This window comes from Vreelandella piezotolerans, assembly GCF_012427705.1.
Classification (GTDB): Bacteria; Pseudomonadota; Gammaproteobacteria; order Pseudomonadales; family Halomonadaceae; genus Vreelandella; species Vreelandella piezotolerans.
This window is the reverse complement of record NZ_CP048602.1, coordinates 1,930,302-1,944,680: the sequence shown is the minus strand read 5'-3', so window position 1 is coordinate 1,944,680 and position 14,379 is coordinate 1,930,302. Positions and strand designations below refer to the sequence as shown.

General features: G+C 54.8%; 12 protein-coding genes and 1 pseudogene. 11 read left to right on the top strand and 2 right to left on the bottom strand.

Annotated elements, in window-relative coordinates:
- Nucleotides 1-279 precede the first annotated feature (279 nt).
- The 4 genes from GYM47_RS08925 to GYM47_RS08910 all read left to right on the top strand — a co-directional run bounded on the left by GYM47_RS08925 (nt 280) and on the right by GYM47_RS08910 (nt 4,418).
- Nucleotides 280-1,521 carry an NAD(P)/FAD-dependent oxidoreductase gene (locus GYM47_RS08925; RefSeq protein ID WP_139527513.1) on the top strand — a complete coding sequence of 414 codons (1,242 nt, stop codon included), beginning with the start codon at nt 280-282 and terminating at the stop codon, nt 1,519-1,521.
- 102 nt (nt 1,522-1,623) lie between these two features.
- The gene (locus tag GYM47_RS08920) at nt 1,624-1,833 is read left to right on the top strand and encodes a putative motility protein (protein ID WP_139527516.1); all 210 of its coding nucleotides are present in this window, start codon (nt 1,624-1,626) and stop codon (nt 1,831-1,833) included.
- A gap of 188 nt (nt 1,834-2,021) precedes the next feature.
- Nucleotides 2,022-3,611 (top strand): peptide chain release factor 3, encoded by a 1,590-nt coding sequence (locus GYM47_RS08915; protein WP_139527518.1) that lies wholly within the window; start codon nt 2,022-2,024, stop codon nt 3,609-3,611.
- Nucleotides 3,612-3,629: 18 nt separating this feature from the next.
- The gene (locus GYM47_RS08910; RefSeq protein WP_139527520.1) at nt 3,630-4,418 is read left to right on the top strand and encodes a TatD family hydrolase; all 789 of its coding nucleotides are present in this window, start codon (nt 3,630-3,632) and stop codon (nt 4,416-4,418) included.
- Here GYM47_RS08910 and ygfZ read toward each other — a convergent pair.
- The gene (ygfZ, locus tag GYM47_RS08905; RefSeq protein WP_139527522.1) at nt 4,409-5,365 is read right to left on the bottom strand and encodes a CAF17-like 4Fe-4S cluster assembly/insertion protein YgfZ; all 957 of its coding nucleotides are present in this window, start codon (nt 5,363-5,365) and stop codon (nt 4,409-4,411) included. The two genes, GYM47_RS08910 and ygfZ, sit on opposite strands and share 10 nt — an antisense overlap.
- Nucleotides 5,366-5,550: 185 nt before the next feature.
- Between ygfZ and GYM47_RS08900 the strand changes: the two genes are divergently transcribed.
- The 7 genes and pseudogenes from GYM47_RS08900 (at nt 5,551) to GYM47_RS08870 (ending at nt 13,220) form a co-directional block, all read left to right on the top strand.
- On the top strand, nt 5,551-5,748 hold the full coding sequence (locus GYM47_RS08900; protein WP_139527524.1) for a hypothetical protein: 198 nt from the start codon (nt 5,551-5,553) through the stop codon (nt 5,746-5,748).
- The gene (locus tag GYM47_RS08895; RefSeq protein ID WP_153843338.1) at nt 5,749-6,156 is read left to right on the top strand and encodes an OsmC family protein; all 408 of its coding nucleotides are present in this window, start codon (nt 5,749-5,751) and stop codon (nt 6,154-6,156) included.
- Between the two features lie 24 nt (nt 6,157-6,180).
- Nucleotides 6,181-8,205, top strand: coding sequence for an excinuclease ABC subunit UvrB (uvrB, locus tag GYM47_RS08890; RefSeq protein ID WP_139527527.1), 2,025 nt, complete (start codon nt 6,181-6,183; stop codon nt 8,203-8,205).
- A gap of 3 nt (nt 8,206-8,208) precedes the next feature.
- Nucleotides 8,209-9,040, top strand: a pseudogene (nei, locus tag GYM47_RS08885) (endonuclease VIII).
- Between the two features lie 176 nt (nt 9,041-9,216).
- On the top strand, nt 9,217-10,722 hold the full coding sequence (locus GYM47_RS08880) for a fumarate hydratase (RefSeq protein WP_139527531.1): 1,506 nt from the start codon (nt 9,217-9,219) through the stop codon (nt 10,720-10,722).
- A gap of 105 nt (nt 10,723-10,827) precedes the next feature.
- Nucleotides 10,828-12,246 (top strand): cardiolipin synthase, encoded by a 1,419-nt coding sequence (gene cls / locus GYM47_RS08875; protein WP_153843337.1) that lies wholly within the window; start codon nt 10,828-10,830, stop codon nt 12,244-12,246.
- 56 nt (nt 12,247-12,302) lie between these two features.
- Entirely contained in the window at nt 12,303-13,220 is a 918-nt protein-coding gene (locus GYM47_RS08870; protein ID WP_139527535.1) for a LysR substrate-binding domain-containing protein, read from the top strand.
- 10 nt (nt 13,221-13,230) lie between these two features.
- Here GYM47_RS08870 and GYM47_RS08865 read toward each other — a convergent pair whose 3' ends face one another.
- The gene (locus GYM47_RS08865; RefSeq protein ID WP_139527536.1) at nt 13,231-14,325 is read right to left on the bottom strand and encodes a bifunctional nicotinamide-nucleotide adenylyltransferase/Nudix hydroxylase; all 1,095 of its coding nucleotides are present in this window, start codon (nt 14,323-14,325) and stop codon (nt 13,231-13,233) included.
- Between the last annotated feature and the right edge of the window lie 54 nt (nt 14,326-14,379).

The following is a 14,379-nucleotide window of genomic DNA, read 5'->3' as shown; positions in this document are numbered from 1 at the left end:
TGTCGAGTTGCTTCTCATGAACGCAGCGTCCAGCCTAAAAGTGTCCATAACGATGGAGTGGCTCAGGTAGTGTTAATGGTAATGAAGCAATTGTTGTGCCGCAGATAGTGAAGTCATCCTTTATTGCGCTTTAAGCGTGATAAATGACTAAAAATGATAGATAAAACAGTTTTTATGACTGTGCAAATGCGGTTTGATTGGTGATATTTTTCAATATGTTAACCATGCTGCTCACAGTATGAGTCTGAACAATATCCAGATAGAAAGGAGTGCATCAAAATGGCGCGTCAAACGGTGGTGTTGGGGGCAGGCATGGTAGGGGTCAGTATTGCTTGGCAGCTGCAGAAACGTGGCCATCAAGTCACGCTGGTCGATCGTCGCCAACCTGGCCGAGAAACCTCGTTTGGTAACGCGGGCATCATTCAGCGAGAGGCGGTTCGGCCCTATCCGTTTCCTCGCGATATGAAGACCATCCTTAGCGTGTTGCCTAATCGTCGTGTCGATATCCGTTACCGGCCCGCCGGAATGGTCAATGCCGCTTCACCGCTGCTGAGCTACTGGCACCACTCCTCATCTCGGCTTTATAAAAAAATCGTGCCCGAGTACGCTTCACTGATTCAGCTTTGCCTAAACGCCCATGGCCCGATGATCGAAGCGGCAAAGGCCGATCATTTGGTGCGTAAGGAGGGCTGGTTGGAGATATATCGCACTCAAGCGAAGCTCGATAAACGCATTCAAGAAGCTGAAGAGGCCCGCGAACTCTATGGCGTCGAATTTGCTGTGCTCGACCGCGCTGCGTTAAGCGTTAAAGAACCGCAGCTTGGTGATGACATTATTGGTGCCATTCACTGGCTCGACCCCTGGACCGTTGCTGACCCCGGTGGCCTGGTGGCGGCGTATGCGACGTCATTCGAGGCCATGGGTGGGGAGTTGTTACAGGCCGATATTACCGGCGTCACCCAGCACGGTGAGCGCTGGACCGTAACGACCAACGCAGCGTCGTTAGAGGTAGATCAAGTCGTCATGGCCTTGGGGCCGTGGGCGGGCCAGTGGATGAAGCCGCTGGGCTACCATTTCCCAACGTTCGTAAAGCGCGGCTACCACATGCACTATGCGACTCAGCCAGAAGCGAAGCTGAATTACTGGTTGATGGATGCCGAAGTTGGTTATTTGCTGGCACCTATGAATGCGGGAGTGCGCTTGACCACTGGCGCGGAGCTGGACCGTCTTGAATCCCCTGCCGATGAAGAGCAGTTGGGCGCTGCTGAGAAAGTCGCGCGCTCGATCTTTCCACTTGGGGAACGCAAGGACAGTGCGGCATGGAAAGGGGCTCGTCCATGCCTGCCGGACATGAAACCCGTCATTGGCCCAGCACCGCGCCATCCCGGCCTTTGGCTTGCGTTTGGCCATGGCCACCAAGGATTTACTCTGGGACCTGCGACTGGCCAATTACTAGCGGATATGATGGAAAATAAACCAACGGCCATCGATATGAGCCCCTTCCGTGCGGATCGCTTTTAAACGCCTTGTCGCACGTCTTTACATAATCACGCGGGAGAAACATGGCTCCGTCGGTTTGGGTTTGCTAGGCTATGAATGTCATCTATAGGAGCGAGGTGTAGTATGGATGTAGCTGCAAGTAATGCCGTCAGCACAGCGCTGTACATGAATCAGGCGCAAACCGCTGAGCAAGCGCAAATGCAAATGTTCCGCGAGGCTCTGGACGTTCAAGCTGAGCAAATCACTGAAGTGTTGGCCTCTGCTGACACCGGTGCTCAGCCGAACCTTGCTCAAGAGGGTAGCGTGGGCACCCAAGTGAATACCTACGCCTAACGCTTGCTCTTGTTGAGTGCTTGCCTCAATAGACCCAAACGCCGACACTGTCGGCGTTTTTTTGTGCACTGGACGTTACTCACGTGGTGGTATGCCGTTGTAGGCGACTTGCGTTACCATAGGCCTATTGCGTCGAGGATTTGGCGCCAAGTTTTAAGTCATCACGTTGCACCTTCTTAGAGAACTCCATGTCTGACGCCCAAATAGCGCGCGAAGCCGAGCTGCGCCGTACTTTTGCGATTATTTCGCACCCTGACGCCGGCAAAACCACGATCACAGAAAAGATGCTGCTGTTCGGGAATGCCATTCAGCTGGCGGGGTCGGTGAAAAGTAAACGTAATGATCGCCACGCAACGTCCGACTGGATGAAGATGGAGCAGGAGCGCGGTATTTCGGTCACTACCTCCGTGATGCAGTTTCCTTACGGCGGCCGTATCGTCAATCTGCTTGATACGCCGGGTCACGAGGATTTCTCCGAAGATACCTATCGTACCCTGACAGCGGTGGATTCTGCGCTGATGGTCATCGACGGCGCGAAAGGCGTCGAAGATCGCACGATCAAGTTGATGGAAGTATGTCGTTTGCGCACGACGCCCATTCTGACGTTCATCAATAAAATGGATCGCGATATACGCGATCCCATCGAAGTCATGGATGAGGTCGAAACGGTCCTCAATATTCAGTGTGCGCCGATGACGTGGCCGATCGGGATGGGGCGCCATTTCAAAGGGGTGTATCACCTCTACAATGATGTCATCCATCTTTACACGCAAGGGCAAGGCAACCGTATTCCTGAGGATAAGCGAATTGAGGGATTGGATAACCCTGAGGTAGACGCGATCCTGGGCGAGGAGCAAGCCGAAGAGCTTCGCATGGAGGTCGATTTGGTGCGCGGCGCGTCTCACGAATTCGACTTAGAAGCCTATCGTCGTGGTGAACTAACGCCGGTCTATTTTGGTACCGCCATGGGTAACTTTGGCGTGCGTGAAATGTTGGATGGCTTCGTTGAGCATGCGCCATCACCACAACCTCGCGAGACCGATACCCGCGAAGTGACCGCGAAAGACGAGCGATTCACTGGTTTCGTCTTCAAAATTCAAGCCAATATGGATCCGAATCATCGTGACCGCATTGCGTTTCTGCGCGTCTGTTCGGGTAAGTATGAAAAGAACATGAAAATGCGCCATGTGCGCATTGGTAAAGACGTCAAGATCGCCGATGCCCTGACGTTCATGGCCTCGGACCGCTCTCAGGTAGAGGAGGCGTGGCCTGGCGATATCATCGGCTTACATAACCACGGCACGATTCAGATTGGCGATACGTTCACCGTCGGTGAAGATATGCGCTTTACGGGGATCCCTCATTTCGCTCCTGAGCTTTTCAAGCGGGTTCGCCTAAAGGATCCTCTCAAGATGAAAGCGCTGCAAAAAGGCCTGCAGCAGCTCTCTGAAGAGGGCGCTACGCAGGTATTCATGCCGATGGACAACAACGACCTGATTCTGGGGGCCGTGGGTACGCTTCAGTTCGATGTGGTCGCCCACCGTTTGAAAGAGGAGTACAAGGTCGACTGCCTTTACGAGGGCGTCAATGTGCAAACCGCACGCTGGGTCTATTGTGACGACGCGAAAATGCTCGAAGAGTTCAAGCGTAAGGCAAGCGCCAACTTGGCTATCGACGGTGGTGGCTATCTAACCTACATCGCGCCGACGCGGGTCAACCTGCAAATGACCCAGGAGCGCTGGCCAGACATTCGTTTCCAGCCAACCCGCGAGCATTAATATCCGCAAGGGGGATAGATGCTGATAGACGCCCACTGTCATTTGGACGTTGCGGAGTTCGAGACGGACCGTGATGCCGTCATCGCCGCTGCGAAGGCCGTGGGCGTCTGCCGCTTCATCGTGCCTGCGACGGTGCGGCAGCGTTGGCCGCATGTGCTGGCGCTCGGCGAGCGTGACGATGTCCGCATCTGTCTCGGGCTTCATCCTTACTTCATTGAGCACCATCACCCAGATGATTTGACGGCTCTCGAGGCGCTGGTCACCCAGCAGCTCGAGGGGGCGCCTAAGGACCGGCCGGTGGCGATTGGTGAGTGCGGTATCGATGGTCGTTTTATTGATAGTCTGGACGCTCAGTGGCACTACTTCGATGCCCAGCTTTCTATCGCCAAGCGAAGCCGTCTACCGGTCGTGGTTCACTGCGTCAAGGCCAATGACAAAGTCAGTCAGCGGTTGCGCCAACAAGCGTTGCCAAGGGCAGGGCTCGTTCATGCCTTTTCTGGCTCCTACGAACAGGCCGCCAAGTTTTTGGATATGGGCTACATGCTGGGATTGGGGGGGGCGGTGACCTATGAGCGTGCTCAAAAGTTACGCCGCGTAGTGACAAAATTGCCTGATGATGGGTTCGTGCTGGAAACCGATAGCCCCGATATGCCGTTAAGTGGCTACCAAGGCCAGCGCAACGAACCTTCGCACGTGGCGCAGGTGGCGAAGGTAGTGGCAGAGTTGAGAAAACAGCGCTTCGCAACCGTGGCGGCATTGAGCAGTGCCAACGCCGCCCGGCTGTTTGCATTAGACGATCAGTTCTGAGCAAGCTGAGCGGCTATCTGCTCAGGGTCCAAGCGCTCGATCGGATAGGGAAGCGCCTGCAAGGTAAGAGGTGTTGTCTGCCAATAGACGGTCACGCCGTCTTCCATCACCTTGGTATTCATTACGGCCAGAAGCTCGATGTGCTGATCATCGCTGGTTGCACTGCTGACGACTTCGCCTAACGATTTACCGCTCTCATCCATTAGGGTGGCACCCAGCTCGGGCAGCGAGGCAGTGTGCGCGCGGGCGTGCACGAGGCGCTTCTTGACTTGGCCGCGGAAATGGGCGCGGGCAACGACCTCCTGGCCGGTATAGCACCCTTTCTTGAAACTAATCCCGCCCAACGCTTCCCAATTCAGCATTTGTGGTAGGAACTGGTCCTGCTGAGCGGCCGTGAGCCACGCCAGTCCGCTACGGATATCTGACAGCTTCCAGGCGTTGAGCAATGCCTCGCTGTCTGTCAAGAGATTTTGAGGCTCTTCTTCGAACATGAATAGCCAACGAGGAGACCCTGGGAGGCGTAGCACCGTGCCAGACGTGCTAGTGGCGTGGGTGTAGGGCTGCTTTGGCAACGTCACGCCCAGACAATAGGCCAAGTTTTCGGCTGACTCACTGGCGCCTGCGAAAATGATGTTTTGTGCCACTGATAACTCCGCTTTGTAAAAAGCGGCAAATTTGTTCAGGTGTTTGGCCAGATCATTCGCCAGAGAGGCGTCGAGAATCAGCCGATAATGATTCATCTCGAGCCTACACAGCTGTCCGTTGGCCAACATGCGGCCCTTTGGGGTACAAAAACAGGTAAGCGGCGCAAACGAGCCGTTTGCCAATCCCACTTGCGCGCTGGTTTGACCTTGCAAGAATTTCTCCGCATCGGCCCCTTTGATATCCAGTGCAGCATATTGATCCAAACGTACGGCACTAGAGGGCGGCGTCTTCTCCATGGTCATGGTCGCTCCTGAACATTGTGGGTAAGCATCGTCGATCTTTATCAAAATGTGGGCAGACTTGTTGGATTGCAAGGCCTTGACGGCATGCTAGACTCTTCATTCTGTATCAGGTTTGCATAGGTAATGGTCGTTGCCGGTTACCACGACGCAACCTAGGCAAACACTTTTCCTCAAAAGGACGTTTCATGGCAGTTCAATCATTGAGTTTTCAGGGTGTTACCACCGCAGAACAAGTCAACAAAATTACCACCGCTCTGATGATGTTGGATGGCGTCGATAGCGCTGAAGTGGGGCGCTATGGTGCAGAAGTGGAGGGGCGCGCGAAACGAGACGCTCTCATCAAGGCCATTGAAAAACTCAACCTGCGCATCAAGGTATCGTAAATGCATCTGCCTATCGTGGTGATCAGTGAACGAAATATCGCCTTTCGTCAGCGCGTCGAGGTCAACGGCATGGATGACCTCTTCGCGGACGTGCCTACGGTGGTAGGAGGAGATGAAAGCGCTCCAGATCCCCATGACTATTTTGATATTGCGCTGGGAACCTGCAAGGCGATCACGGTCCAAATGTACGCCAAACGTAAGCAGTGGCCGTTGGAAGGGGTGACCGTCACAGTGCAGCGCGATGACAGCGGCGAACGCCAAGGTCACTACAAGCTGGACGTGACGTTAGAGCTTCATGGCATCAGCGTTCCAGAGCAACGCGCTAAACTGGAGGAGATAAGCCATCGCTGCCCGATCCAACGCCTGATGACCCAGGCGACGATCGAGATAGCCACCCACACCGTGTAGGCCCATTCACCAATAGGAGCAAAGATGAGCAAGGAATTTCGTCTGCAGTCAAAATTTCAGCCTGCGGGCGATCAGCCTGCGGCCATCCGCGGGTTGATTAGCGGTTTGGAATCCGGGCTTGCCCATCAGACGCTGCTTGGTGTCACCGGTTCGGGTAAAACCTTCACTATGGCCAACGTGGTTCAGCAGTTGCAACGACCCACGATCGTCATGGCGCCCAACAAAACGCTAGCAGCCCAGCTTTACGGGGAGTTCAAGTCGTTCTTTCCTGATAACGCCGTCGAGTACTTCGTTTCGTATTACGACTACTACCAGCCAGAGGCCTACGTGCCTTCTTCAGATACGTTCATCGAGAAAGACGCTTCGATCAATGACCATATCGAGCAGATGCGCTTGTCCGCTACTAAAGCCCTGTTAGAGCGTCGGGATGCGCTGATCGTCGTTTCCGTATCGGCGATCTATGGTTTGGGGGACCCCGATCAGTACTTGAAGATGCGTCTTCATTTTACACGCGGTGAACTGATCGATCAGCGTGCGTTTTTGCGCCGTTTGGCCGAGCTTCAGTACACCCGTAATGATATGGATTTCCGTCGCGGTACCTACCGCGTGCGGGGCGATGTCATCGATATTTTTCCAGCGGACTCGGACGAAGAGGCGGTGCGCGTCGAGCTGTTCGACGACGAAATCGACTCTATTCGTTTGTTTGACCCGCTGACCGGCGATGTTCGTGGTCAAGTACCTCGCATGACGATCTACCCGAAGTCCCACTACGTGACGCCCCGAGAAACCATTCTTGAAGCTATCGACGCCATCAAAGCCGAGCTCAAAGAGCGCTTGGAGTGGCTGCGTCATCACGAGCGTCTGGTAGAGGCTCAGCGGCTAGAGCAGCGAACGCTCTACGACATCGAGATGATGCTCGAATTGGGCTACTGCAACGGGATTGAAAACTACTCGCGCTACCTCTCAGGCCGTGCTCCTGGCGAGCCGCCTCCCACGTTTTTCGACTACTTGCCGGATGATGCGCTGCTGTTTATCGACGAGTCACACGTCAGCGTGCCTCAAGTGGGAGGGATGTACAAAGGCGACCGTTCGCGTAAAGAAACGCTGGTGGAGTATGGATTTCGCTTGCCGTCCGCGTTGGATAACCGGCCGATGAAGTTCGAGGAGTGGGAGTCGATCTCACCCCAAACGATTTTCGTGTCGGCGACACCTGGGCCTTACGAGGCCGAGCACGCAGGTCAAATCGTCGAGCAGGTCGTGCGACCAACGGGCTTGTTGGATCCGCAGATCGAAGTGCGCCCGGCCAGTTCGCAGGTGGACGACCTGCTGTCGGAGATTGGCTTACGTAACGCCGTTGGCGAGCGCGTGCTGGTGACAACGCTGACCAAGCGCATGGCGGAAGACCTGACGGATTACCTCGACGAGCACGATATCCGGGTGCGCTACCTGCACTCCGATATCGATACGGTCGAGCGTGTCGAGATCATCCGAGACCTGCGGCTGGGTAAGTTCGATGTCCTGGTGGGTATCAACCTGCTTCGGGAAGGGTTGGACATTCCTGAGGTATCGCTGGTCGCCATTTTGGATGCCGACAAAGAAGGCTTCCTGCGCGCTGAACGCTCGTTGATCCAAACCATTGGTCGTGCCGCACGCAATGCCAACGGCAAGGCGATTCTGTACGGTGATCGAATCACCGATTCCATGCGTAAAGCGATCGATGAGACCGAGCGACGCCGTGCCAAACAGATGGCGCATAATGAAAAGCATGGTATTACGCCCACAACGGTCACGCGCTCCGTGGCGGACATCCTCGAAGCGGCCCAAACGCCGGGTAAAAAGGGCAATCGCCGTAAGGGTAGCGAGCGTAAAGTGGCTGAGCCATCAGGCGGATACGATGTGGCGTCCATGAACCAGCAGGAGCTTCTGGCCGCCATCAGCAAGATCGAAGATGCCATGTTCGAAGCAGCGCAAAACCTGGAGTTCGAAGAGGCTGCCCGGCTCCGCGACCAGCTGCATCAAATGAAAGAAAAACAGCTGGCGCTAGGATAACCGATGCCCGAAGGTCCCGAGATCCGCCGAGCGGCGGATCGCATTGAAAAGCAGATTGGTGGAAAAATTCTCGAGGATGCCTGGTTCGCCTTTCCCGAGCTTGCCAGTCAAGCCAGCTCGCTGATCGGTGTCAGGGTGTCGGCAGTGGACTCGTGGGGAAAAGCCATGCTGATTCGGTTTGCCGACCGTCGTGTGCTTTACTCGCACAACCAGCTTTATGGCGTATGGAAACTGCATGCTGACGACAAGCCACCCAATACGTCGCGCTCCTTACGAGTTCGTTTGGTGGCGGAAGGGCGTGCTGCCAGTTTATACAGTGCTTCTGACGTTTCGCTTTGGGAAGAGGACAGGCTGGCGCATCATCCGTTTTTATCCCGTTTAGGACCTGACTTGCTGAGCCAGCAAGTCAGTGCTGCCGACGTAGAGCAACGTCTTTTGTTACCGGCGTTTAGGCGCAGAAGTTTGGGAGCACTACTGCTCGACCAGGGGCTGGTCGCCGGCCTGGGTAACTACTTACGTTCTGAGATTCTGTTTTTTTTCCCAGTTGCATCCCAAGCAGCGTCCTTGTGACCTCACGAGTGAGCAGCTAGCGGTGTTGTCGTCGCGCATCATCGATATTACCCGCACGGCTTACCGAACAGCAGGTGTCACCAATCAGGACGCGTGGATCGAACAAGCCGTTGCCTCTGGTGAGTCTCGCCGCCAATGGCGGTTCAGCGTGTTCGAGCGTGCCGGATTATCGTGCCACCGCTGTGGTTATGTGATTGAGCGTACGACAATAGGGTCACGGCGACTCTATTGGTGCCCTCGGTGTCAGCCACCTCCTTCGCCGTAAATTTTATACCGTTATCTCAATTTTGATGATTCATAATCCTACCAAAGAGCTAAGTGAACAAAGCGCGTAGCCCACTGGATTGGCTGCCGCCTTGGGCCTCAATACGGTATACTTCCCGCACACTTAGACGGCCGCCAAGGCTGCAGCCTAGACGTTAACCGAGGAGCTGTTAATCCATGACCGTGATTCGCCAGGACGACGTGATCCAAAGCGTTGCCGATGCTCTGCAGTACATCTCTTACTACCATCCCAAAGATTTCATTGACGCCATGGCGGCGGCCTACGAGCGGGAAGAGAACCCGGCAGCCAAAGATGCCATCGCACAGATTTTGATCAATTCCCGCATGTGCGCTACGGGTCACCGCCCGATTTGCCAAGACACCGGCATCGTGACGGTCTTCGTACATGTGGGCATGAACGTCACATGGGACGCCGAGATGAGCCTTGACGACATGGTCAACGAAGGCGTGCGTCGTGCATACCAGTTGCCGGATAACGTATTGCGAGCCTCGGTTCTGGCCGATCCGGACGGCAAGCGTCAAAACACCAAAGACAACACGCCCGCCATCATCCACCATAAAATCGTGCCGGGCGATAAAGTCGACATCCATGTGGCCGCGAAGGGAGGCGGTAGCGAAGCAAAATCGAAATTCGCCATGCTTAACCCTTCCGACAGCGTAGTCGATTGGGTAATGGAGCAGCTTCCCAAAATGGGGGCGGGCTGGTGCCCACCGGGCATGCTGGGTATTGGGATTGGTGGCACCGCTGAAAAAGCGATGGAGATTGCCAAAGAAGCGCTGCTCGACCCTATCGATATCCAAGAACTACAGGCTCGCGGTGCCAGCAACCGTGCCGAAGAGCTGCGTCTCGAGCTATTCGACAAGGTGAACAAGAGTGGTATCGGCGCGCAGGGGCTGGGGGGCTTGACCACCGTGCTGGATATCAAAGTCAAAGATTACCCCACCCACGCGGCGAACAAGCCAGTGGCGATCATTCCCAACTGTGCCGCTACCCGCCACGCCCATTTCACGCTGGACGGATCCGGCCCTGTGGCCTTACCGGCGCCTAAGCTCGAAGACTGGCCGGAAATTACCCGTGAAGCGGGCGACAACGTGAAGCGTGTCAATCTGGATACCGTCACCCCCGAGGAAGTGAAAACCTGGCAGCCTGGCGACACGCTGTTATTGAACGGTAAACTGCTCACGGGCCGTGATGCGGCTCACAAGCGCATGGTCGATATGATCGCCAAAGGCGAGCCGCTGCCTGTCGATATGAAAGGTCGTTTCATCTACTACGTTGGGCCGGTCGATCCGGTGGGTGACGAGGTGGTCGGCCCGGCTGGCCCTACGACGGCGACGCGAATGGACAAATTTACCCGTACGATGTTGGAGGAGACGGGGCTATTGGGCATGGTGGGTAAGGCCGAGCGTGGTCAAGCTGCCATCGAGGCGATTCGTGATAACCAAGCCGTCTATCTCATGGCGGTGGGTGGCTCTGCCTACTTAGTGGCGCAGGCCATCAAGAAATCGCGGGTCGTAGGGTTCGAGGACCTAGGAATGGAAGCCATCTACGAATTCGAAGTGGAAGACATGCCCGTTACCGTTGCGGTGGATAGCCAAGGCACATCGGTGCACCAGACCGGTCCGGCCAAATGGAAAGAGATCATTGCTGAAAAAGCGTGATAGGCTGATGCAATAGACGTTGTATCACGACAGGAGCCCCGTTTTAGCGGGGCTCCTGTGTATGGAGCGACGTCGTGAGACCTAACGGATGTTGAGGAATAGCCCATGACCTCTTGGTTGCTAGGGACAGGGATTATGTTGATTCACGTGCTGGGTATGATCTCGGCCGTGATGGCTCTGATGTCGAGTCGCACGTCACAAGGTGCAGTCGCGTGGATCATTTCATTACTGACGTTTCCCTACGCCGCAGTCCCTGCCTACTGGCTATTTGGTCGTCCACGTTTTTATGGTTATGTGACCGCAAGAGGCGCTCGCGATTCGGTACTGCGCCGGGTGCTCGTACGTTATAGGCATAACGTAAAACCTCACGTTGCACACTCTAACAATACCGACATACAGGCCGTCGAGCAGTTGGCCATGATGCCGTTGACGAAGGGCAATAGCACCAAGCTTTTGATCGATGGCAAAGCAACGTTCGAGAGTTTGTTCCAAGGTATCGAACAAGCGCAGGACTACCTGCTCATCCAGTTCTTCATCGTCCGTGACGACGAGTTGGGTCGACAGCTCCTTCGACAATTGAGCGCGGCGGCCAAGCGAGGAGTGCGCGTCTATTTTCTGTATGACGAAATTGGCAGCCGTAAACTCAACGACAGCTACTTTAACGAGTTGAGAGAAAGCGGCGTCGAAGTATCGCCATTCCGTTCGTCACGCGGACTCAAACACCGTTTCCAGCTCAATTTCCGAAACCATCGCAAGATTGCTGTAGTAGATGGTAAGCAAGGGTGGATTGGCGGCTTCAATGTGGGGAACGAGTATCTAGGTAAGAGCGCCAAACATGGCCCTTGGCGAGATACCCATTTAAACGTGCAAGGCCCTTGCGTGTTGGGATTACAAGAAGCCTTTTGGGAAGATTGGCACTGGGCAACGGGAGACGTCATTACCTTGAACTGGCATGCAGAGTGCCACCCACAGCAAGATCAGCAAGTAGTCATCGTGCCTTCTGGCCCAGCCGACAAGCAGGATACCGCAGGGTTACTCGTACAGCAGCTGATTCATAGTGCCAATCACCGCTTTTGGGTTACAAGTCCCTATTTCGTACCCGATCAAGGCGTACAAGACTCGCTACGACTAGCCGCCATGCGTGGTGTTGATGTACGTGTGATGATTCCAGAACGGCCAGATCATTTACTGGTGTTTCTTTCCGCCTTTTCGTTTTTGCCTGACATGTTAAGGGCAGGCGTAAAAATATACCGTTATCAACCTGGGTTCTTGCACCAAAAGATCATGCTCATCGATGACTCTTCAGCAACAGTCGGCACAGTGAACTTAGATAATCGTTCGTTTCGGCTAAATTTTGAGATTACGGCATTCGTGCCAAGTGCTGATTTTGCTGCCGATGTGGCCACCATGTTAGAAGCCGATTTTGCAAGGTGTCGCCGTGTAACGCTCGATGAAGTGAGCCAGCGACCTATGTGGAAAAAGGTCGTTTCTCGCGCTGCTTATTTAATGGCCCCCGTGCAATAGAGTCTCAGCGTCACCAACGGACGAAACTCTCAACGAACAAACAATAGGAGACATGGGTGAACCTAGAAACAAAATGGCTGGAAGACTTTGTCGCCCTTGCAAACACTCGGAGTTTTTCAGCCTCTGCCCGACAGCGCCATGTCACCCAGCCCGCGTTCAGTCGGCGTATCAGGGCCTTGGAGCAGGCCGTTGGCGTCACCCTGGTGGATCGATCCACCACCCCCATTGGGTTGACCTCGGAAGGGCAACTCTTTTTGGTGACTGCACGCAATTTAGTCGAACAGCTTAATGAATCGTTGAGTCATTTACGCGGCTTGTCGATTGCCAACGAAGCGCTGGACATCGTCGCGGCGCATTCGCTCGCGCTGAGTTTCTACCCCCCCTGGATCTCAAGACTGCAAAAAGGACTGGGGGAGTTGCCGACGCGCTTGGTCGCCATGAATGTCGGTGAAGCCATTCATGTGCTTCGCGAGGGTAACTGCGACCTGATGCTGGCCTACTACGACCCTTTCGCGACGATGCAGTTAGATGCAGAGGTCTTTCCATCATTCTCCATCGGTAAGGTCAAGATGTTGCCCGTCTCGCTACCTGATACGCAGGGTAAGCCGCTATTTTCGCTGCAGCGTGATAGCTCGATTCCGTATTTGGCTTATACCCAAGGGGCCTTTCTAGGCCGCAGCGTGCGCATGCTGCTGAAAAATGACCCATTACGAATGAAACTTCGAACCGTTTATGAGACGGCGATGGCCGAAGGTTTGAAGGGCATGGTATTACAAGGCGTTGGTGTTGCTTGGATACCTGATTTTTGTATACGCGACGAGTTAAAAACCGGCAAGCTCGTGAGAGCTGGGGATGAGAGTTGGGATATACCGCTAGAAATACGTCTCTATCGCTGTTCGCTAGTGCACAAGCCGGGGGTAGAGCGGCTGTGGCGGCAGATGATGAAACTGCCGCGTGATTTCTTGCAGGCCTAAACGTGTAGCTCTAAAGAGAGCCAAAATCTGCGGGCAGGCCGAGGAAGTTTTGGATAATGAAAAAATGGTCTTCAAAGAGGCTTTCGGGCTCCAGGTCGGCAAGCGCCACCCAGCGTGCGTGATCGCCGCCCTTGACGGGTTTAAGGCGGGGCAACTGCTGGTCGGGCCGCAAAGCAAAGTAAAACGCCTCGGCCAACGTGCGACCTCGCCAGCTGCGGTGTGGCTCATCGAACAGCCGCTGACCCTTTAGCGAGCCTTTCAAAACGGGCTCTGGTACTTTCAGCCGGAGCCGTTCGCGAAGTTCACGCAAGCAAGCATCTAGCAAACGCTCATGGGGGTTGATGAAACCACCGGGGAGGGCGAACAATCCTTTGCCCGGCGCCGCCGTACGCTTGACTAACAGCACATGACCCGACTGAACGACAACAGCGTTCACCGTGACGAAAATAGGCGGATAGGGTGCCTGGGACCAGGCGTGACGATATTGGTCTAGAAGCTGCTGCTCTTCCAGCAGCCGATGGTAAGCATTTCCTTTGCAAAAATCTCTGACGCTCTCTACGACGCCGGGTGGCAAGTCATGGTAAGCACCGGTACTCAAGTAGTCATCGGTAGAGCCAGGGGAACGAAACAGCCGCTCACGAATGTGACTAGCTGAAATACCTTCGACCAACGGGACACTGACGGACTCCCACTGGGGGAAAAGCGAGAGATAGTAGCTTGATTGGCCGCGACTCGCACCAATGAGCCCAATGCGCGGTAAGCGTGCATTGGCGGGGGTAGCCAGATCGCGCACCTTGCGCTGTACGTCTCTCACCCACACATCATCGTTATAAAGCGCATCCAACAGGGGAGTGATTTCAAGCCGCTGATTGTCCGCATCGTCAAATCCTGAGCGAAGCATCGATTGGCGCTCATTGAAATGCCAGGGATTGCGTAACGACCGTGCTTGCCAGGATGAGCCCACCATGACGATCACTTGGCGCGCTTTTTTGAGCGCTTCTCGAATAATGGCCAGATGCCCCAAGTGGGGTGGCTGAAATCGACCTATGAACACTAAGCAATCAAAGTCGTAAGATGTGGCAGATCGGGCTGCATCTGAGTTCATCGCATTTCCTGATTGCGGAAAATGAAGAATAGAGCGGTGCCATTATGATCGCCA

What these genes read in the sequence shown, in the direction of transcription:
- GYM47_RS08865 (WP_139527536.1), bottom strand. Translation starts at nt 14,325, where the DNA reads ATGAACTCAGATGCAGCCCGATCTGCCACATCTTACGACTTTGATTGC.
- GYM47_RS08895 (WP_153843338.1), top strand. Translation starts at nt 5,749, where the DNA reads ATGCATCTGCCTATCGTGGTGATCAGTGAACGAAATATCGCCTTTCGT.
- cls (WP_153843337.1), top strand. Translation starts at nt 10,828, where the DNA reads ATGACCTCTTGGTTGCTAGGGACAGGGATTATGTTGATTCACGTGCTG.
- uvrB (WP_139527527.1), top strand. Translation starts at nt 6,181, where the DNA reads ATGAGCAAGGAATTTCGTCTGCAGTCAAAATTTCAGCCTGCGGGCGAT.
- GYM47_RS08880 (WP_139527531.1), top strand. Translation starts at nt 9,217, where the DNA reads ATGACCGTGATTCGCCAGGACGACGTGATCCAAAGCGTTGCCGATGCT.
- GYM47_RS08910 (WP_139527520.1), top strand. Translation starts at nt 3,630, where the DNA reads ATGCTGATAGACGCCCACTGTCATTTGGACGTTGCGGAGTTCGAGACG.
- ygfZ (WP_139527522.1), bottom strand. Translation starts at nt 5,365, where the DNA reads ATGACCATGGAGAAGACGCCGCCCTCTAGTGCCGTACGTTTGGATCAA.
- GYM47_RS08915 (WP_139527518.1), top strand. Translation starts at nt 2,022, where the DNA reads ATGTCTGACGCCCAAATAGCGCGCGAAGCCGAGCTGCGCCGTACTTTT.
- GYM47_RS08920 (WP_139527516.1), top strand. Translation starts at nt 1,624, where the DNA reads ATGGATGTAGCTGCAAGTAATGCCGTCAGCACAGCGCTGTACATGAAT.
- GYM47_RS08925 (WP_139527513.1), top strand. Translation starts at nt 280, where the DNA reads ATGGCGCGTCAAACGGTGGTGTTGGGGGCAGGCATGGTAGGGGTCAGT.
- GYM47_RS08900 (WP_139527524.1), top strand. Translation starts at nt 5,551, where the DNA reads ATGGCAGTTCAATCATTGAGTTTTCAGGGTGTTACCACCGCAGAACAA.